Origin of the sequence: Curtobacterium sp. PhB128 (assembly GCF_004340725.1) — a bacterium.
GTDB lineage: Bacteria > Actinomycetota > Actinomycetes > Actinomycetales > Microbacteriaceae > Curtobacterium.
Map to the genome: position 1 here is coordinate 115,287 of NZ_SLUR01000001.1, position 19,104 is coordinate 134,390.

The 19,104-nt window shown below is 71.8% G+C and carries 13 protein-coding genes; 5 read left to right on the forward strand and 8 right to left on the reverse strand.

Annotated elements, in window-relative coordinates:
• Nucleotides 1-53: 53 nt before the first annotated feature.
• From EDF23_RS19520 to EDF23_RS00535, 3 genes are all read right to left on the reverse strand, one after another.
• Complete coding sequence (locus EDF23_RS19520) at nt 54-167, reverse strand: Rax2 family protein (RefSeq protein ID WP_240347339.1); 114 nt, start codon at nt 165-167, stop codon at nt 54-56.
• A complete protein-coding gene (gene glmS / locus EDF23_RS00530; RefSeq protein WP_123294776.1) occupies nt 167-1,981 on the reverse strand; it encodes a glutamine--fructose-6-phosphate transaminase (isomerizing) in 1,815 nt (604 codons plus the stop codon). Before glmS ends, EDF23_RS19520 begins: the two co-directional genes overlap by 1 nt.
• Before the next feature lie 476 nt (nt 1,982-2,457).
• On the reverse strand, nt 2,458-5,154 hold the full coding sequence (locus EDF23_RS00535; protein ID WP_131919944.1) for a LuxR family transcriptional regulator: 2,697 nt from the start codon (nt 5,152-5,154) through the stop codon (nt 2,458-2,460).
• Nucleotides 5,155-5,641: 487 nt separating this feature from the next.
• Here EDF23_RS00535 and EDF23_RS00540 point away from each other — a divergent pair, with 487 nt between their 5' ends.
• Nucleotides 5,642-7,132, forward strand: a complete 1,491-nt coding sequence (locus EDF23_RS00540; protein ID WP_131919946.1) for an MFS transporter — start codon at nt 5,642-5,644, stop codon at nt 7,130-7,132.
• Between the two features lie 59 nt (nt 7,133-7,191).
• Here the strand turns inward: EDF23_RS00540 and hisN are convergent, their stop codons facing one another.
• The 4 genes from hisN to aroA all read right to left on the reverse strand — a co-directional run bounded on the left by hisN (nt 7,192) and on the right by aroA (nt 12,025).
• On the reverse strand, nt 7,192-7,974 hold the full coding sequence (hisN, locus tag EDF23_RS00545) for a histidinol-phosphatase (protein WP_131919948.1): 783 nt from the start codon (nt 7,972-7,974) through the stop codon (nt 7,192-7,194).
• Nucleotides 7,975-7,992: 18 nt separating this feature from the next.
• Nucleotides 7,993-9,165, reverse strand: coding sequence for a hypothetical protein (locus EDF23_RS00550; protein WP_131879779.1), 1,173 nt, complete (start codon nt 9,163-9,165; stop codon nt 7,993-7,995).
• 403 nt (nt 9,166-9,568) lie between these two features.
• A complete protein-coding gene (gene rsgA / locus EDF23_RS00555) occupies nt 9,569-10,642 on the reverse strand; it encodes a ribosome small subunit-dependent GTPase A (protein ID WP_131919954.1) in 1,074 nt (357 codons plus the stop codon).
• Between the two features lie 3 nt (nt 10,643-10,645).
• Nucleotides 10,646-12,025, reverse strand: coding sequence for a 3-phosphoshikimate 1-carboxyvinyltransferase (gene aroA / locus EDF23_RS00560; protein ID WP_131919956.1), 1,380 nt, complete (start codon nt 12,023-12,025; stop codon nt 10,646-10,648).
• Nucleotides 12,026-12,136: 111 nt separating this feature from the next.
• On the opposite strand from aroA, the gene EDF23_RS00565 reads away from it, so the two are divergent.
• Genes EDF23_RS00565 through EDF23_RS00575 form a run of 3 tightly spaced genes read left to right on the forward strand, consistent with a single transcriptional unit; the run spans nt 12,137 to nt 13,635 of the window.
• On the forward strand, nt 12,137-12,904 hold the full coding sequence (locus EDF23_RS00565; RefSeq protein WP_123294769.1) for a sigma-70 family RNA polymerase sigma factor: 768 nt from the start codon (nt 12,137-12,139) through the stop codon (nt 12,902-12,904).
• Nucleotides 12,901-13,143, forward strand: coding sequence for a zf-HC2 domain-containing protein (locus tag EDF23_RS00570; protein ID WP_111086426.1), 243 nt, complete (start codon nt 12,901-12,903; stop codon nt 13,141-13,143). The genes EDF23_RS00565 and EDF23_RS00570 overlap by 4 nt, the downstream gene beginning before the upstream one ends.
• Nucleotides 13,144-13,194: 51 nt before the next feature.
• On the forward strand, nt 13,195-13,635 hold the full coding sequence (locus tag EDF23_RS00575) for a GNAT family N-acetyltransferase (RefSeq protein ID WP_123294768.1): 441 nt from the start codon (nt 13,195-13,197) through the stop codon (nt 13,633-13,635).
• A gap of 77 nt (nt 13,636-13,712) precedes the next feature.
• Here the strand turns inward: EDF23_RS00575 and EDF23_RS00580 are convergent, their stop codons facing one another.
• Entirely contained in the window at nt 13,713-17,459 is a 3,747-nt protein-coding gene (locus EDF23_RS00580; RefSeq protein WP_207895418.1) for a multifunctional oxoglutarate decarboxylase/oxoglutarate dehydrogenase thiamine pyrophosphate-binding subunit/dihydrolipoyllysine-residue succinyltransferase subunit, read from the reverse strand.
• A gap of 166 nt (nt 17,460-17,625) precedes the next feature.
• On the opposite strand from EDF23_RS00580, the gene EDF23_RS00585 reads away from it, so the two are divergent.
• Entirely contained in the window at nt 17,626-19,065 is a 1,440-nt protein-coding gene (locus EDF23_RS00585) for a GuaB1 family IMP dehydrogenase-related protein (RefSeq protein ID WP_131846431.1), read from the forward strand.
• The last annotated feature ends 39 nt before the right edge of the window (nt 19,066-19,104 follow it).

Here is a 19,104-nt window from a genome sequence, read left to right on the forward strand (position 1 = left end):
CGCCCGGCCCGCGCGCGCCGAGTCGACGCCCGGCCCGCCCGCGCGCGCCGGGCTCAGCCCAGGACGGTCGGCCCGGCCACCACGACGACGAGCACCGTCGTCATGGCGATCGCGAACGCCGTGAGCACGACCAGGAACGTCGTCAGGTGGTTCATCCGACCGCGCATCACTCGACCGTCACCGACTTCGCCAGGTTGCGCGGCTTGTCGACGTCGCAGCCGAGCTGCAGCGCGAGTTCGCGGGCGAGCATCTGCAGCGGCACGACGGCCTCGAGCGGGCCCCACGGCGCCGCCATGGCGCCCCAGGCGAGTCCGCCGGTGCCGCGGCTGCCGAGCGCCGGGATGTCGGAGCCTTCGCCGCCGATGGTGATGACGAACCCGCCGCGGGCCCGGACCTCGGCGATCGCCGACTGGATCTTCGGCTCCCCGTGGTCGATCACGACGACGGGGGTGCCCTCGTCGACGAGGGCGAGCGGACCGTGCTTCAGCTCGCCCGCGGGGTACGCCTCGGCCCAGCGGTAGCTGAGCTCCTTGAGCTTGAGTGCGCCCTCGGCGGCGTACGGCAGGCCGGCACCGCGGCCGAGGAACAGGAAGCCGGTGGCCTCCTTCACGCTCGACACCAGGAGCGGCATCCGGTCGGCGGACACCTGCGTGGCGTGCTCGATGCGTGCCGGCAGGTCGAGCAGTTCGTCGACGAGCGCGTGGGCACGTGCGACCTCGATGCGGCCGGACGCCACGAGCGCGGAGATCACCGCGGCGACTCCGACGACGACCTGCGCGGTGAACGTCTTCGTCGCGGCGACGCCGATCTCCGGACCGGCGTGGCAGTCGAGCACTGCGTCGGCGCGACGGGCCAGCGAGGAGTGCATGTTGTTCGTGAGCGCGAGCACCGGGTGGCGGTCCTCGAAGCGGTCGAGCGCGCGGAGGACGTCGGCGGTCTCGCCGGACTGGCTGATCGCGACGACCAGGGTGTCGGGGCCGAGGACGGCCTGGTCGGCCTCGCTGGCGACGACGATGTCGGTGGGGACGCCGCCGATGCCGCGCAGCGCGGTGGCGATCACCTGGCCGGCGTTGAGCGAGGTGCCGCAGGCGACGATCGCCAGGCGCTGGAAGGCGGGCAGCCCGAGGCCGACCCACATGCTGCCGTCCGCGGTGCGGCGGGCGATGCGGTCCAGGATCGTGCTGACGACGTCGGCCTGCTCGCCGATCTCCTTCGCCATGTGGTCGGGGTGGTCGCCGAGGTCCAGCGCGGTGGCGGCGAACGGCGACGGGGTGGGGAACGGCACGGGGACGGTGATCCCGTTCGACGACCAGGTCCAGGCCTCGCCGAGCTCGACGACGTCACCGTCGCGGAGCGCCACGAAGGTCTCGCACCACTCGGCGATCGCACCGATGTCGCTCGCCACGAAGTCGCCGCGGGCGGACCGGGCGACGACGAGCGGGGAGCGGTCCGCGGCCACGACCATCCGGCCGTCGCGGGCGTCGAGGACGACGATCGCCCACGACCCCTCGAGCTGCGCGGTCGCGATCTGCACGGCGAGCATCAGGTCCGGGTCGACGGCCAGGGCGCGCTCGACGAGGTGCGCGATGACCTCGGAGTCGACCTCGGAGCGGAACCGGTGGCCCTGCGCCGTGAGCATGTCGCGCAGGCGGTCGGCGTTCTCGATGATGCCGTTGTGCACGATGCTGATCCGGCGCGAGCAGTCGGCGTGCGGGTGGGCGTTCGCCTCGCGCACGGCACCGTGCGTGGCCCAGCGCGTGTGCCCGATGCCGACGCCGGTCAGGGCGTCGCCGGACCGGGCGGCGACGAGCGTGCGCAGGTCCCCGACGCGGGAGACCGAGCGGATCGTCTCGGTGCGTCCGGCGGCGGTCCGGACGGCGATGCCGGCGGAGTCGTAGCCGCGGTACTCGAGTCGTTCGAGTCCGTCGAGCAGGTAGGGCGTCGCGTCGTCAGACACGCGGGCCGCGATGATGCCGCACATCGGCTGTCCCTTCGGGGGAACGGGGTGGGGGAGTGGAGCGGGGTTCGGCACCGACCGCCGTCGGGTCTGCCGCGCGTCCGGGCCCTCGCGGTCCTGACCGGCGCCCGTCCTCGGATCAGGCGAGGACGGACGACGGAGTGGGTGGGCCACGAGGTTCGGGTACCGGACGGGGTACCGCGGTCTGGCCCCTCGGGAGGGGCACGGCGGTCGGTGCATGAGAAGCCTCACCCGGCGACGCCGCCACGGCAACAGTCGTCGACTGCTCTTGCGGTTCCCCGCGTGCGGGGGACGCCGCGGTGCGGTCGCGTGCGGACTCCCGCAACGCGCGCGCTCCGCATGAAGCGACGCGCCAGCGGCGCGCGGCGCCAGCGCCGACCGAGCCTGCGAGGCCGGTTGCGTGAAAACAGGGAAAAGGCGGACGGGAGGCCCGGTACCAGCTGGTACCGGGCCTCCCGTCCGCCTTGTGGTCGCGTCTACTACGTGAGCAGCGCGACCAGGTGGGAGCGCGACCGCGCGCCCACCTTGCGGTAGATCTGCGTGAGCCGCAGCTCCACCGTGCGCTGCGACATGAACAGCGACGACGCGATCTCGCGGTTGCGGTAGCCCTCCGTCACCTTCTGCACCACGGCGCGCTCCTCGGCCGTGAGCGAGGTGAGCACCGCAGAGGCGTCCGGAGCGCTCCGGGGCGTCCCCGGCATCGACGCGGAGAGCACCGGTGCGGACCGGAGCGACGGCCCCGTGCCGAACGGCGGCATGGCCGCTGCCGGTGCGGGGGTGACGAGGGGACGGCGCATGCCGGCCGCCTCGTACGCCGCTGCTGCTGCCGCACCGAGACGCGGACGCTCGGCGGGGTTGCCGACCGTCGCGAGGGCCGCGAACGTCCGTGCCCGCTCGAACTGCGAGTCGTGCGGCTGGAACAGCTCCAACGCGCGGCGACGGGCGGTGTCCCGGGTGGTGTCGTCGGCGACGAGCGCGAGGCTCCTCGCCAGCACGAGCGCACCCCAGCGACCCGGTCGGGCGTGGTGGTCCGCAGCGAGCCGCGCGGTGATGGTTCGGGCGTCGTCGATCCGTCCGAGGCGTGCGTACGCCTCGACCAGGTCGCCGAGGTGCCGGAGCACCGCGGGGTTCCGCAGGGACCTGCCGATGGCGTCCGCCGCTTCGAGTGCGGCGGCTGCCTCCTCCAGTCGGCCGTCGAGCAGCAGGACCCGACCGCGGAGCGCGTGCAGCTTCGCCGTCGCACCCCACAGGCGGCTCGTCGAACGGTGCTCGAGGCACCGGTCCACGACCGCGAGGGCATCGGCGGAGCGCCCCTCGGCGAAGTGCCGCCAGGCGATCGCGATGGCCCGCGACGGCTCACGGAGCCGTTCGACCACCGAGGAACCGGCCTCCCACACGTCGATCGCGCGGAGCGCCTGCCGGAAGTTCCCGGAGCGCACCTCGTTCTCGGCGGTCAGGTAGCGGGCTGCCTCGGTCCACACCGGCGCCGTCTGCGGGCCACGGGCGAGGACGAGTGCGAACACCCGACGCGCGCTCCGGTACCGCTCGGCGATGCTCAGCGCGTGGGCGAGGAGCAGCAGGGCCGGGTCGGACATCGCCAGCAGCACCGACGTCGCGAGTCCGTCGTGCAGGTCGGTGTCCGACGGCAGGGTGCCGTCGATCGCGGCGATGAGCTCCCGCGCGGTCGTCGTGATCTCCAACGTGTGCGGAGACGCCGACGCCTCGAGGGGCTCGACGCGGTGCAGCAGGTCCTTCGCCTGGTCGAGCTCCCACGCCTCGGCACGGAAGCACGCCACCATGGCCATCAGCCCGGCGACCGCGTCCACGTCGGCCGGCTCGGTCGCGTCCACCGACACGAGGAGTTCGTCCGCGTGCACGGCGTCGCCACTGAGGTACTGCGCCGAGTACTGCAGGCGCAGCCGGCGGACCTCGTGCGCCGTCGTCCGGAACGGACGGAGCGCGGCGAGGTAACGCGCGGCGAAGCCGAGCAGCCGGTTGCCGAGCAGGGCCTCAGCGACCCCGAGCAGCGCGACGAGCTCGTCCTCGGTGCCACCACCGACGTGCAGGGCACGCTCGGTGAGGGCGATCGCGGCGTGCACGTTGCCGTCCACCACGTAGGACCGTGCGGCGCTGAGCAACGCGACCACGTCGGGGACGTCGTCGACGAAGCTCCGGTGCCACGCGGCTGCCCGCGGGTCGGACTCGGCGCTCGCCGTGGCCAGCGCGGCGTGCGCCGCGCGGCGGTCACGGGCGGGCATCCGCCAGTACAGCGAGGACCGGACCAGGGGGTCGCGGACTGTCACGCTCTGGCCCCGCACGGTGGCGAGGCCTGCTCCGACCAGGTCGTCCAACTCGTCGCGGTCCCAGGCCGTGGTCTTCGCGACCGGCACCAGGGCGAGTTTCGCGAGGACGTCCAGATCTCGTCCCGCGGCGGACCCGAGTGCGAGGGCTGCGAGGGCCTCGGTCGTCGGAGTGGGTCGGAGCGGGAGCACGATCGGCTCCGCGCCGGTGAGCTGCTCGCGGCTGAGCACCGCGAGTTGTTCGCGGAGCGCGCCGGGGTTGCCACCGGTCTCCGCGGCGAGGACGGCGAGGACGCCGTCGTTCGCTTCTTCCGGTGCCATGGTCCGGGCGAGGATGAGTGCCTCGTCGGACGGCAGCGGCTCGATGCGGAGCGCCGGCAGGGCCGCGAGCGGACCGTCCGACGGCACCGAACGGACCGTCGCCACGACGCGCAGGGCGGTGCCTGCGAGTCGGCCGGCGAGGAACGCGATGAGCTCCTGGCTCTCGACGTCCATACGGTCGAGGTCGTCGATCAGCACGAGCGTCGGCGGCAGGGTGAGGGCGTGCACGGCGTCGAGGAAGTCGTGCGCCGCCGCCAGTCCGGCGGTCACGGGGACCGCCGACTCACCCGTCTGCAGGAGATGGGCGATGTGGGCCGTCGCACGAGGGTCGTCGAGCGCGGTGAACAAGGAGGTCACGCCGGCCAGCGGCCAACGGGATTCACTCCCGTTGACACCGACCCGCACGACGGGGAGGGAAACGCGGTTCGAGACCGCGTCGAGGACGCTGCTGCGTCCGGAACCAGGGTCGCCGACCACGACCATCGCGGACTCCCGAGGGAGTACAGCGAGGGTCGCGATCCGGTCGACCTCGAGACGTCGACCGGTGAGTGCCATGACTCACCGGCCTCCGGGCCCGGAAGCGGATCCTGCGGAGAGGCCGTCGGCGAGCGCTCTGAACGCTGCGACGGGGCGCCGTGAGGCGGACCGGACTGCTGCACGGTGGGTGGCCGTGTCGGAGTGCGGACGGATGGCGGCGACTGCGCGCGCGCCGGAGCTGTCGTGGATTGAATGCGGTCGACGAGTGAGGGTGCACTCGGTTCCGCTCGGGAACGATGATGTCATCGTCTGTATCACCCCTCGGGTTAGGGTCTTCGGACGAACACGGGAGGCCGTGCACGTGCACTCGGATCTAGGGAATCCAGGTGCTTGCGTGACCTTCCGTACGAGCACGATAACTCAGGTCCTGACCATCTGAGCCGCCCCGCGCACCGCGTATCCGGCAACGGTGCCCCCAGTCCGGGGGGCCACGATGAGGGGGTGTCACCCACCCGGGGGGTGGGTCTCGCCCGCCCGGAGGCCGGTCGGTGTACGAACGATGGTGATGTCCAGCGCTCACCCGACCGACGCCCGCCTCGACGACCGCACGCGTTGGAGGGCCTTCGCCGTGTGCGTCGCGGTGGCCGCCCTGACGATCCTCGACCTGTCGAAGGTCAACGTCGGGCTGCCGTCGATCGAGAAGTCCCTCGGCGCCACCAGCTCGTCGCTGCAGCTCATCGTGGCGGGGTACGCGCTGGCGTTCGGCCTCGCCCTCGTGCCCGCCGGCCGGCTCGGCGACCTGAAGAGCCGCCGTGCCCTGTTCATCATCGGGCTCGTGGCGTTCACCGTGTCGAGCCTGCTCTGCGCCGTGGCGCCGACCATCGAGGTGCTCATGGTCACGCGGATCCTGCAGGGCTTCGCCGCGGGCACCCAGATGCCGCAGGTGATCGGACTCGTGCAGCAGTTGTTCCGGGGCCCGGAGCGCGGACGGGCCTTCGGGCTGTTCGGCGCCATGATCGGCATCTCGACGGCGCTCGGCCCGACGATCGGCGGTGGCCTCATCGCGATCGGCGGCGAGGAGAACGGGTGGCGGCTGCTGTTCTGGATGAACGTGCCGCTCGGACTCGTCGCGCTGTTCTTCGCGATGCGGCTCCTGCCCAAGGGGGCGCAGGGACAGGCGAAGGACCGCGAGCTGGACATCGTCGGCATCCTGCTGCTCGGCGTCGCCATCATCACGCTGATGCTGCCGTTCGTGCTCACCACGGGTGCCGGCGACTCCGGCGCCCGGTGGCTCTGGCTGATCGCCTTCGTCGTGTTCCTCGGCCTGTTCGTGCTCTGGGAGGTCCGGTACAAGCAGCAGGGCAAGTCGCCGGTGGTGCACTTCGAGCTGTTCCGGCTGTCGTCGTACCGCAACGGGCTGTCGATCGTGGCCGTCTACTTCGCGGCGATCCCGGCGTCCTTCCTGATGGTGACGCTGTTCCTGCAGGAGGGGCTCGGGCTGTCACCGCTGTTCGCCGGCATGGTGAGCATCCCGTTCGCGGCCACGAGCGCCGTGGGGTCCTACATCGGCGGACGGATCGTCGACCGGGTCGGACGGGCCCTGGTGGTCTTCGGGCTCTTCATGGTCGTCGTCGGCTTCGTGCTCCTCATGCTCGCCGCGGTGCTGACCCCGCCGGAGGTCACGCCGTGGGCGATGGCCGGGGCGTTCCTGGTCGGCGGGCTCGGCGGCGGGTTCGTGGTGTCGCCGAACCAGACGCTCACCCTGGCCGAGATCCCCGTGGAGCAGTCCGGGGTCGCCGGGTCGATGCAGCAGCTCGGGCAGCGCGTCGGGACCGCGATCGGGACCGCGGTGGCGACGAGCATCTTCTACGGGATCGTGCGGGGTGCTGCTGCCGGGGGCTCCGGCGGGAGTCGGCTCGACGCGTACCACGACGCGTTCCGGAGCGGCACGACGTTCACGGTGTCGCTGATGGCCCTCGCGCTCGTGCTGGCGGTCGGGGACCTGGTGGTGCGGCGGCGTGCGGCTCGGCGTGAGGCAGCGGCTGCGGCCACCTGATCGACTCGGAACGACACCCGCGACGTCGTCCGACGTCGAGCGTGTCGTTCGGGGTCGTGCTAGCGGCGGATGACCTCGACGACGGCGTCGTGCACCAGGCCGTTCGTCGCGAGTGCACTGCCGTGCCAGGCCCCGGGGTCGCCGTCGAGTGAACTGAAGCGGCCGCCGGCCTCTTCCACGATGGGCACGAGGGCCGCGATGTCCCACGGCTTCAGGTCGGGTTCGCCCGCGATGTCGATGACCCCCTCGGCGACCAGCATGTACGACCACATGTCGCCGTAGGCGCGCGTCCGCCAGACCTTGCGGGACAGGTCGACGAGGGACTCGAGCCGGTCGTCGTCGTCCCACTGCTGGATGCTGTTGTAGCTCAGGCTCGCGTCGGACAGGTCCGCGACGCCGGAGACGCGGAGGTCGCCGCCGAACGAGTGCGCGCCGAGGCCCTCGGCCGCCCACCAGCGCTTGCCGAGCGCGGGGGCGCTCACGACGCCGAGCACGGGGCGGCCGTCGACCGCCAGGGCGATGAGCGTCGCCCACACCGGCACACCGCGCAGGTAGTTCGCGGTGCCGTCGATCGGGTCGATGACCCACTGACGGTGCCCCTCGCTGGTCGCCTCGGCGCCGGTGTCCGCCGTGGTCTCCTCGCCGAGGAACGCGTCGTCGGGTCGTTCCGTCGCGATCCGCTCGCGCAGGGCGTGTTCGACGGCCTGGTCGGCGTCGGTCACGTGCGTGCTGTCGGCCTTCTTCGACACGTGCAGGTCGGCGGCGCGGAACCGCTCGAGGCTGATCGTGTCGGCGATGTCGGCGAGCGAGCGGGCGAAGTCCAGGTCGGCGCTGAGGTCCACGGGTCGAGCGTAGCGGGGCTACGCGGCGACGACCTCTTCCTCTTCGAGCCGGGTGACCTCACGCTCGCGGGCGATGCGGGTGCGGCGGGCGACGAGACCGTGCACGACCACGCAGAGCAGGACGGCTGCGGCGAGCCAGAGCGCGAGCACCAGGGACGACCGGCCGAGCGAGGCGTCCGGGAAGTACTGCAGGTCCTGTGCCGCCTGCAGCCACGCGGCGCCGCTCCAGAAGGAGTGGAGCGCCGAGAAGAACCCGGGCACGAACGACGCCTGGAAGATGCCGCCGGACGACGTGAAGTTGAGCATCACGAACAGCATGGTGAGCACGGGCGTCGTCCACCGCCCGAGGACCGGGTGCAGGCCGACGCCGATCGCGACGATGATCGCGTCGTACAGCCAGGCGAACAGGAACACCTGCCAGTGGTGCGTGGTGATGACGCCGTAGATCGGTCCGGCGACGATGATGCCGATGCCGGCGACGACCCCGGCGGTGGCGAGGCCGACCACCGCGGTCCACACCGCGCGGAGCTTCGTCGCGACGGACGCCACGGCGATGGCCGATGCGTAGCCGCCGACGCTCAGGGCGACGAGCAGGAAGAACAGCCCCTGCCCGGTGCTGTCCTGCTCGCCCGTGGGGACGACGTCGACGACCCGGAACGGCACGTGCTGTTCGTAGGCGATCGGCAGGAAGACCTTCTGCGCGGCGCTCGCGGTCGTCTCCGATGCCGCGGTCGAGACGTAGAGCGTCGCGCCCGTGGTGGTGGGGGCGTACACGGCGGCCAGGTCGCGGTCGCGGATCTGCCGCTCGGCGTCCTTGGTCGAGGCGACGACGTGGGCGACGAGGGCCCCGTCGGACTCGTCGGTGACGGTCTGGGCGAACACCTGGGTGGCGGCGGACTGCCCGACGATGCCGACCGGCAGTTCCTTCGGCGCGGGGGCGTGGAAGGCACCGAGGTACGCCAGGCCCATGCCGGCGGCGAGGAACAGCGGCACGAGGATGTGCGTGGCGAAGGTCAGGAGCACCCGTCCGAGGCCGGCAGGGCGCAGGACGCTGTCGGTGCGCTGCGGTCGCGGTGCTCGTGAGGACTTGTGGGTGGGGGAGTGGTGCGCGTGCGACGTCGTTGTCGTGCTCGAGGACGGGGCGTCGACGGCGGGGGTCGGCGCAAAGTTGTACTTTGCAACTTCAGACACGAGGGTTCACTGTACAACACCGCTGCACACTTGTCGACGCGTGCTGGGTGGGGGTGCGGTCGGGCCGGGCGCGGTGGGACGAGGTGCCACGCCCGAGCGCTCTCCGCCGAGGTTCCACGACATGCCGCACGCGGTTCGCCGAGGTTCCACGAACGGCCCGACCTGCCGCCGAGATGTGCAGATTTCGGAACCTCGACGGGCCGCGACTGGAGGGCCGCGACTGGACGGGACGGGCGGGACTGGCCACGCCTGGACAGGACCGGCGGGCGGGTCGGGGCGCCGGAGTGGTCAAGACATGCCGTGCGTCGGAGCTCGAGCGGCCACGAACCGTTGAATGCTGCTCTGTCAGGCGACAGTTCGTGACCCATCGGCGCACGCCAACGGGCGCGGGCGCGCCGCCGGGCTACTCGAGGCCGGGGTCGGAGGCGCCCATGCCCGTCAGGAGTGCGCGGAACGAGTCGAGCCGTTCGACGCCGGTGGCACCGAGCTCGCCGTCCTGCACCCGGTCGACGATCTCCCAGTCGTGCGCCTGCGCCAGGGGGATGCCGTCCCGAGCGGGGCGCACCGGGATCGCGTGCGAGGCGAACGCGCGGAACACGTTCGCGGGGTCGACGTGCCCGAGGCCGAACGACCGCACGCCGGGGGTGTCGATGATCCACCCGCCGTCACGGACCCGCAGCGCGATCGACGACGAAGAGGTGTGCCGCCCGCGCCCGGTCACCGAGTTCACGACGCCGATCGCCCGCGTCGACCCGGTCAGGGCGTTCACGAGCGTCGACTTGCCGACACCGGAGTGCCCCACGGTCACGGTGACCTTGTCGTCGAGCAGGTCGTGCAGGGCCTCGAACGGGACGTCGTCGGACCGGCTCGTCACGATCCGGAGGTCCAGGCACGCGAAGTGCGCCAGGAACGGTGCCGGGTCGGCGAGGTCCGTCTTCGTGATGCAGAGGATCGGGTCGAGCCCGGCGTCGAACGCGGCGACGAGGTACCGGTCGATGAGCCGGGTGCGGGGCTCGGGGTCGGCGGCCGCCACGACGATGAGCATCTGGTCGGCGTTCGCCACGATGACGCGCTCGACCTCGTCGGAGTCGTCGGCACTGCGGCGGAGCAGCGTGGTGCGCTCGGCGACCTTCACGATGCGCGCCAGTGACCCGGGGTCACCCGAGACGTCGCCGACGAGTGACACGTGGTCGCCGGTGACGACCGACTTCTTGCCGAGCTCGCGGGCCTTCGTCGCCGTGATGACGTGCTCGGATCCGGAATCGGAGCCGGAGCCCGTCCCCACCAGCACGCCGAAGCGCCCACGGTCGACGTTCGTGACCCACCCCACGGGCGCGTCGTCGTACGTCGGCCGGGTCTTCGTGCGGGGCCGGTTGCCCTTCGGGTTCGGACGCACCCGCACGCTCGACTCGTCGTACTGTCCGTACGGTTCGTCCGCGTCGGAGTCGTCACCGTCGACGTCGTCCCACCAGCTCATGCGTCAGGCCCCCGCGTCCCCGGTCGAGACGAGCGCCGCCCACAGCTCGGGGAACTGCGGCAGCGTCTTGGCCGTGCACCCGATGTCGTCGACGGCGACGCCGTCGACGACGAGGCCCACGACGGCGCCGGCCGTCGCCATCCGGTGGTCGTCGTACGCGGCCCAGTCGCCGCCGTGGAGCGCGGCAGGCTCGATGCGCAGGCCGTCGTCGAGTTCGTGCACCGCGCCTCCCGACCGGTTCACGTCCGCCGCGAGCGCGGCGAGACGATCCGTCTCGTGCCCACGCAGGTGGCCGATCCCGGTGATCTCGGTCGGCCCGCCGGCCAGCGCGGCCAGCGCCACGAGCGCCGGTGCGAGTTCACCGCCGCGGCTGAGGTCCAGGTCGAGACCCGGCAAGGAGGCCCCGCCCCGGATCCCGACGCCGCCGTCGACGACCAGGTCGTCGCCGTCTCGGGCCACGGTCGCGCCCCACAGGGGCAGGAGCGTCTCGAGGTCGGCGCCGACCTGCGTGGTCTCGCGCGGCCAGGTGCGGATGCGGACGGTGCCGCCGGCGACGAGCGCGGCGACCGCGAACGGCGCGGCGTTCGACAGGTCGGGCTCGATGGTGACGTCGCGCGCGGCGATCGGACCGGGGTGGACGACCCACTCGCCGACCGCGGGTTCGTCGACGGTCACGCCGCGGGCACGGAGCGCGGCGACGGTCATCTCGATGTGCGGCAGGCTCGGCAGGTGTTCCCCGACGTGGGTGAGGTGCAGGCCCTCGTCGAAGCGCGGCGCGGAGAGCAGCAGGCCCGACACGAACTGCGACGACGCCGACGCGTCGATCGACAGGGCGCCACCGCGCACCGACCCGGTGCCGGTGAACGCGAACGGCATCGAGCCGGCGCCGTCGTCGGTGACGTCGACGCCCAGGTCGACGAGCGCCCCGATGATCGCGTGCATCGGACGCTTGCGGGCGTAGGGGTCGCCGTCGACGACGACCGGGCCGACCGCCAGGGCGGCCAGCGGCGGCAGGAACCGCATCACGGTGCCGGCGAGGCCGCAGTCGACGCGGACGTCGCCGTGCATCGGTGCCGGGGTGATCCGGAGGTCGGGCCCGTAGGGGTTCGGCTGCGTGCCCGGTGCCGGCTCGACCTCGTCGATCCCGACGCCGAGCTGCCGGAGCGCCGCGATCATGAGCGCCGAGTCGCGCGAGTGCAGCGGCAGGCGGATGACGGAGGGGCCGTCGGCGAGGGCGGCGAGCACGAGCTCCCGGTTCGTCAGCGACTTCGAGCCGGGCAGCGCGACGTCGCCGCGCAGGGGACCGCGCGCGAGCGGGGCGATCCAGGGGGCCGGGTCCGCGGCGGCCTGTGCACCGCTGTGGGAATGCGTCGTGTCTGCCATCGGTTCACAAGACTACTGAAACGATCGGGAGGACCCTTGGCGACAGCACTCGCACCCTCGCGGACGCGCCTGCCCGGCGTGTCCACGTCGCTCGCTCTAGACTGGCCCGCGATGACGACCGACGAGCCGCAGGCAGCACCGCACGACCTGGTCGAGGAGACCGAGGAGCAGCTCGACGCGGTCGAGGCGGAAGAAGCGGACGACGAGTCCTTCGTCGACGCCAAGACCGTGTCGGCCGACGAACTCCGGGCCCTCTTCGAGACCCAGGCACTGCCCTTCATGGACCAGCTGTACGGCGCGGCGATGCGGATGACCCGCAACCCGGCCGACGCCTCGGACCTGGTGCAGGAGACCTTCGTCAAGGCGTTCGCCGCGTTCCGCCAGTTCAAGCAGGGCACGAACCTGAAGGCCTGGTTGTACCGGATCCTGACGAACACGTTCATCAACACGTACCGCAAGAACCAGCGGAACCCCTACCAGGGCACCATCGACGAGCTCGAGGACTGGCAGCTCGGCGGCGCCGAGAGCGTCACCCAGTCGATCTCCGCACGGTCCGCCGAGGCCGACGCGATCGACCACCTGCCGTCGTCCGCCGTCAAGGACGCCCTGCAGGCCATCCCCGAGGACTTCCGGATGGCCGTGTACTTCGCCGATGTCGAGGGCTTCTCGTACCAGGAGATCGCCGACATCATGAAGACCCCCGTGGGGACGGTCATGAGCCGTCTGCACCGTGGTCGCCGGCTCCTCCGGGGGCTCCTGGCGGACCACGCCCGTGAGACCGGCATCGTCCCGGACGCAGCGTCGACGGCGACGATGCGCGGACGAGGCCGGAAGACTGCCGCGACCGAGGGTCGCGTCGATGGGAAGGAAGCACGATGAGCGGCTGCGACTGCTCCAAGGCGAAGGCCGAGCTCGAGGAGTTCCTGCACGGGGAGCTCTGCCGCGAGGACGCGGCGGACATCCGTGAGCACATGGACGACTGCGAGGACTGCACGACCGAACACCGCGTCGGCGTCGTCCTGATCGAGACCGTGCGCCGCGCGTGCAAGGAGACCGCTCCGGAAGAACTGCGTGGCGAGATCCTCGCGCGCATCCGGCTGGAGCAGTCGACCCACTGAGGTCCTCGGCTCCGTCGTCACACGGCGGGTCGGGTCGGTAGTGTCACGGACATGACCCTCCTCGTCGAGTCGATCACCACCTGGTCCGACACGGACGTCTCCGACGTCGCTGCCCTCGTCCGCCTGCTCGGCCACGAGGTCGACGACGCGGCGATGCGCGCACGCCTCGAACGGCTCACGCCCGAGGCCGGACACCGCACCTGGGTGGTGCGCGGTGACGACGGTCGCGCGGTCGCCGTCGCCGGCGCGCAGGTCACCTGGGCGTACGCGAGCGACGAGCCGACGGCGCAGCTCCTGCTGCTGGTGGTCGACGACACGGCCAGGAGGCTCGGCACGGGTTCCGCGCTCATCGGCACCTTCGAAGCGTGGGCCGTCGAGCAGGGCGCGCGTCGCCTGAGCGCCGTCAGTGCGGCTGCCACGGACAGCGCGCACCGGTTCTACCAGAAGCGCGGGTACCACGACGCGGGTGTGCGCTACACGAAGATCGCGTAGCCGTCACGTTCCTCGCGAACGTCGAAGCGCCCCGTGCAGGAGTCCCTCGGACTCCCGCGCGGGGCGCTTCCTGACGCTCAGGCCGACGCGCTCAACGCCTTCTCGATGACCTCGGTGGCTTCCTGCGCGGAGCGCTTCGACGAACCGGTGGCCGGCGCGGCGCTCGCGGCGCGGGCGGCGACCGACAGCGGTCGACCGTCGAGGTGCGGCGACAGGTTCATGCAGACGAACGGCCAGGCGCCCTGGTTCTCCGGCTCCTCCTGCGCCCACACGACGTCGGCGTCCGGGTAGCCAGCCAGGACCTCGAGGATCCGCTCGAGGGGGAGCGGCGCGAGCTGCTCGAGCCGGACGAGGGCGACGTCGGTGACCCCGCGCTTGTCCGCCTCGGCGCGCAGGTCGTGGTGCACCTTGCCGGAGTGCAGGACCACCCGACGCACCGCCGCCTTGTCGGCCACGCGGTCGTCGTCGATCACTTCCTCGAAGGTGCCGTTCGTGAAGGCCTCGACCGCGCTCGTCGCCTGGCGCAGGCGGAGCATGGCCTTCGGGGAGAACACGATCAGCGGCTTCTGCGGACGCTCCCACGCCTGACGACGCAGCAGGTGGAAGTACGACGCCGGAGTGGACGGGCGGGCGACGACCATGTTGTCCTCGGCGCACAGCTGCAGGTAGCGCTCGATGCGGGCGGACGAGTGGTCCGGTCCCTGGCCCTCGTAGCCGTGCGGCAGCAGCAGGACGAGGCCGGAGCGCTGCCCCCACTTCTGCTCGGCGGACGAGATGAACTCGTCGATGACGGTCTGGGCACCGTTCGCGAAGTCGCCGAACTGCGCCTCCCACAGCACGAGTGCCTCGGGCCGCTCGACCGAGTAGCCGTACTCGAACGCCATCGCCGCGTACTCGCTGAGCAGCGAGTCGTAGATGGTGAACCGGGCCTGGTCCTCGGTGAGGTTCGACAGCGGCAGCCACTCCTGGCCGTTCGACCGGTCGTGGAACACCGCCTGGCGCTGGACGAAGGTGCCGCGGCGGGCGTCCTGGCCGGCGAACCGGACGGGCTTGCCCTCCACCAGCAGCGACCCGATGGCCATGAGCTCGGCCATCGCCCAGTCCACACCGCCGTTGCGCGTCATGTCGGTGCGCTTCGACAGCAGCTGCTGCAGCTTCGGGTGGATCGAGAAGCCGGCCGGCGGGTTGCTGTGCGCGTCACCGATGGAGCGGACGAGCTCTTCCGACACTGCGGTCTCGCGGACCTCGACCTCGGAGTCGTCCTGCTGCGCCGCCGGGCGTTCGAGCCCCTGCACGGCGCCGTCGTCGTCGACCTGGATCACCGGGATCGTGCCGGTCTGCGCCTCGTGCGTCTCGGCGAAGGCACGCTCGAGGCGGTCCTGGAAGTCGCGATGCGCCTCGTCGTACTCTTCCTGCGTGATGTCACCGCGGCCGACGAGGGCCTCGGTGTACAGCGTGCGGACGGACCGCTTCGCCTCGATCAGGTTGTACATGAGCGGCTGGGTCATCGAGGGGTCGTCGCCCTCGTTGTGCCCGCGGCGGCGGTAGCAGATGAGGTCGATGACGACGTCACGGTGGAACGCCTCGCGGTACGCGAACGCCAGGTCGGCGACGCGTGCGACGGCCTCGGGGTCGTCGCCGTTCACGTGGAAGATCGGCGCCTGGATCGTCTTGGCGACGTCGGTGGAGTACACCGAGCTGCGCGCCGACTCGGGCGGGGTGGTGAACCCGACCTGGTTGTTGATGACCAGGTGCACGGTGCCGCCCGTGCGGTAGCCGCGGAGCTGCGACATCTGCAGCGTCTCGACGACCACGCCCTGACCGGCCATCGCCGCGTCGCCGTGCACGAGCACCGGCAGGACGTTCGTCGAACCCGGGCCCTGCTTGTCCTGCTTGGCGCGGACGATGCCCTCGAGCACGCCGTCGACGGCCTCGAGGTGGGACGGGTTCGCCGCGATCGTCACGGGGATGCTCGAGCCGTCCGACGTGCGGAACAGCCCCTCGGTGCCGACGTGGTACTTGACGTCGCCGGAGCCCTGACCGGACACCGAGCCCGGCAGCGACGAGCCCTCGAACTCACGGAAGATCTGGCCGTAGGTCTTGCCGGCGATGTTCGTCAGGACGTTCAAGCGACCGCGGTGGGCCATGCCGATCGCGACCTCGGCAAGGCCGACACCGGCGGCGTGCTGGATGAGCGTGTCGAGGAAGGCGATGGTGGACTCGCCGCCCTCGAGCGAGAAGCGCTTCTGCCCGACGTACTTGGTCTGCAGGAAGGTCTCGAAGGCCTCGGCCTCGTTGAGCTTGCCGAGGACGCGCAGCTGCTCGTCCTTCGACGGCTTCGAGTAGGGGACCTCGATGCGTTCCTGCACCCAGCGGCGCTGCTCCGGGTCCTGGATGTGCATGTACTCGATGCCGACGGTGCGGCAGTAGGCGTCGCGCAGGATCCCGAGGACGTCGCGCAGCGGAGCACTCGTCGTGCCGGCCAGCCCGCCGGTGACGAACTCGCGGTCGAGGTCCCAGAACGTCAGCCCGTGGCTCTCGATCTCGAGGTCGGGGTGCGTGCGCTGGCGGTACTCGAGCGGGTCGATGTCGGCCATCAGGTGCCCGCGGACGCGGTAGCTGTTGATGAGCTCCTGCACGCGCGCGGTCTTGTTGACCCGGTGCGCCAGGTCGACGTTGATGTCGTTCGCCCACTGGATCGGCTTGTACGGGATCCGGAGCGCCGCGAAGATGCCGTCGTAGAAGCCGTGCTCGCCGATGAGGCGTTCGTGCACGTGCTTGAGGTACTCGCCCGAGCCGGCGCCCTGGATCACCCGGTGGTCGTAGGTGCTCGTCAGGGTGATGGTCTTGCCGATGCCGAGCTCGACCAGGGTCTTCGACGCCGAGCCCTGGAACTGCGCCGGGTACTCGAGGGCGCCGGCGCCGATGATCGCGCCCTGCCCCTTGGTCAGGCGGGGGACCGAGTGCACGGTGCCGATGCCGCCCGGGTTCGTGAGTGAGATCGTGGTGCCCTGGAAGTCGGCCGGCGTCAGCTTGTTGTCGCGGGCCCGCTTGACCAGGTCTTCGTAGGCCGACAGGAACTGGCCGAAGGTCAGGGTCTCCGCACGCTTGATGCTCGGCACGAGGAGCGACCGGGTGCCGTCCTTCTTCGGGACGTCGATCGCGATGCCGAGACCCACGTGCGCCGGGGCGACGACGAACGGCTTGCCGTCGCGCTCCTCGTAGAAGACGTTCTGGCTCGGGAAGTCCTTGAGTGCCTGCACCATCGCCCACCCGATGAGGTGGGTGAAGGAGATCTTGCCGCCGCGCGCACGGCGCAGGTGGTTGTTGATGACGATCCGGTTGTCGATCATCAGCTTCGCCGGGATCGTCCGGACGCTCGTGGCCGTCGGGACGGTCAGCGAGGCGTCCATGTTCGACGCCAGGGTCTTCGCCATGCCCCGGAGCGGGGTCGCCACGTCCTCGTGGGTCTCCTCGTGGTCGTCGGCGGCGTCGTTGGCCTCGGCCGGGATCGGCGGCGGGGTCGGCTGGCGCGACGTGGTCTTCGCCTGGATCGGACCACCCTGCGCTGCCGCCTGCTGCGGGGCCGGCGCGTCACCGGTCGCGGGCTGCTGCGTGGTCGACTGCGCGGGCGTCGAGGACTGCTGGTCAGCTGCCGGAGCGCCGCCGACCTGCGTGCGGTGGTAGCTCTCGAGGACCGGCCACCAGGACTTGTCGACCGACTCCTTGTCCGCGACGAACTGCTCGTAGAGCTCGTCGACGAGCCACTCGTTCGCCCCGAATTCGCCCGCGGTCTCGTCCGTTCCGGTCAGATGGCTCGACACAGCCGATCGCCCACTCTCCGTCGATAGATGCTCGTGTGTGTCGTGCGGTGCAACCCTGCCCCGCACAGGTGCCAAGCCTAGCCGCTCGCACATGTCCGTTCGGTGTCAGCCGTGGCGCGAGTCGGGGCCCGGTCCGGCCTCCGGGCGGAGCCGTACAGTGGGGCCCATGAGGTTCTACGAGACGCGGCCGACACACGACCTGACCTACTCCGACGTCTTCCTCGTCCCGAGCCGTTCCGGCGTGACGAGCCGCTTCGACGTCGACCTCGCGTCGAACGACGGCAGCGGTGCGACGATCCCGATCGTGAGCGCCAACATGAACTCGGTCACGGGTCCGCGCCTCGCCGCGACCCTGGCCCGGCGCGGGGGCCTCGGCGTCCTGCCGCAGGACATGCACCTGCAGGACCTCGACGCCGCGATCCGCTGGGTGAAGGACCAGCCGGTCGACTACGACACCGCCTACGACATGGGCTCGTCCACCACCGTCGCCGAGGCGCTCGAGCAGCTGCTGCCCGTCGCCGGTCGGGGCGTGGTGGTCCGCGACGCCGCCGGGGAGTACCTCGGGTGCGTCCCCGCCAGCCGGCTCGGCGACGCCGGTCCCGACGCGACGCTCGGCGACCTGCTGCACGGCGCCTCGACCGCGATCGACGCCGAGGACGCCGGCACGCCCCGCCACGTCTACGACGTCCTGAGCGGCGCCGAGGTCGACTTCGCACCCGTCGTGCGGCACGGCAAGGTCGTCGGCACCACGAGCCGGACCAGCGCCATCCGCTCGGACATCTACACGCCGGCCGTCGACGTCTCTGGTCGCCTGCGCGTCGCGGCCGCGATCGGCATCAACGGCGACGTCGCCGCCAAGGCGCAGGCCCTCGCCGCCGCCGGGGTCGACGTGCTCGTGCTCGACACGGCGCACGGCCACCAGGAGAGCATGCTCCGCGCGCTCCGCACCGTCGCGGGGCTCCGGCTCGGCATCCCGCTCGTCGCCGGCAACGTCGTCACCGCCGACGCCGTCGCCCACCTCGTCGACGCGGGCGCGGACATCATCAAGGTCGGTGTCGGACCCGGCGCCATGTGCACCACGCGCATGATGACCGCCGTCGGTCGGCCGCAGTTCTCCGCCGTCCTCGAGACCGCCGCCGCCGCCCGGTCCCTCGGCGCGCACGTCTGGGCCGACGGCGGGGTCCGGTACCCCCGCGACGTCGCCCTCGCCCTGGCGGCCGGCGCCTCGGCCGTGATGATCGGCTCGTGGTTCGCCGGCACCCTCGAAGCGCCGGGCGTGCTCCGTCGCGACGCCGCCGGCAAGGCCTACAAGGAGAGCTGGGGAATGGCGTCGGCGAAGGCCGTCCGCGAGCGCTTCGAGCGGCTCGACCCGTACGAGCGGGCCCGAAAGGAGCTCTTCGCCGAGGGGATCTCGTCGTCGACGATCTACCTCGACCCGGAGCGTCCGAGCGTCGAGGACCTGCTCGACATGATCACCACGGGCGTCCGGAGCTCCGCCACCTACGCGGGCGCCGCGTCGCTGGCCGAGTTCTCCGAGCGTGCCCTGGTCGGCATCCAGTCCGCCGCCGGCTACGAAGAGGGCAAGCCGCTCCCCGTCAGCTGGTAGCGCGCGCCGGCGGGTGCGGCCCTGGTCGCGACCACGAAC

What these genes read in the sequence shown, in the direction of transcription:
- EDF23_RS00535 (WP_131919944.1), bottom strand. Translation starts at nt 5,154, where the DNA reads ATGGCACTCACCGGTCGACGTCTCGAGGTCGACCGGATCGCGACCCTC.
- aroA (WP_131919956.1), bottom strand. Translation starts at nt 12,025, where the DNA reads ATGGCAGACACGACGCATTCCCACAGCGGTGCACAGGCCGCCGCGGAC.
- glmS (WP_123294776.1), bottom strand. Translation starts at nt 1,981, where the DNA reads ATGTGCGGCATCATCGCGGCCCGCGTGTCTGACGACGCGACGCCCTAC.
- EDF23_RS00575 (WP_123294768.1), top strand. Translation starts at nt 13,195, where the DNA reads ATGACCCTCCTCGTCGAGTCGATCACCACCTGGTCCGACACGGACGTC.
- EDF23_RS00585 (WP_131846431.1), top strand. Translation starts at nt 17,626, where the DNA reads ATGAGGTTCTACGAGACGCGGCCGACACACGACCTGACCTACTCCGAC.
- rsgA (WP_131919954.1), bottom strand. Translation starts at nt 10,642, where the DNA reads ATGAGCTGGTGGGACGACGTCGACGGTGACGACTCCGACGCGGACGAA.
- EDF23_RS00565 (WP_123294769.1), top strand. Translation starts at nt 12,137, where the DNA reads ATGACGACCGACGAGCCGCAGGCAGCACCGCACGACCTGGTCGAGGAG.
- EDF23_RS00570 (WP_111086426.1), top strand. Translation starts at nt 12,901, where the DNA reads ATGAGCGGCTGCGACTGCTCCAAGGCGAAGGCCGAGCTCGAGGAGTTC.
- EDF23_RS19520 (WP_240347339.1), bottom strand. Translation starts at nt 167, where the DNA reads ATGCGCGGTCGGATGAACCACCTGACGACGTTCCTGGTCGTGCTCACG.
- EDF23_RS00540 (WP_131919946.1), top strand. Translation starts at nt 5,642, where the DNA reads ATGTCCAGCGCTCACCCGACCGACGCCCGCCTCGACGACCGCACGCGT.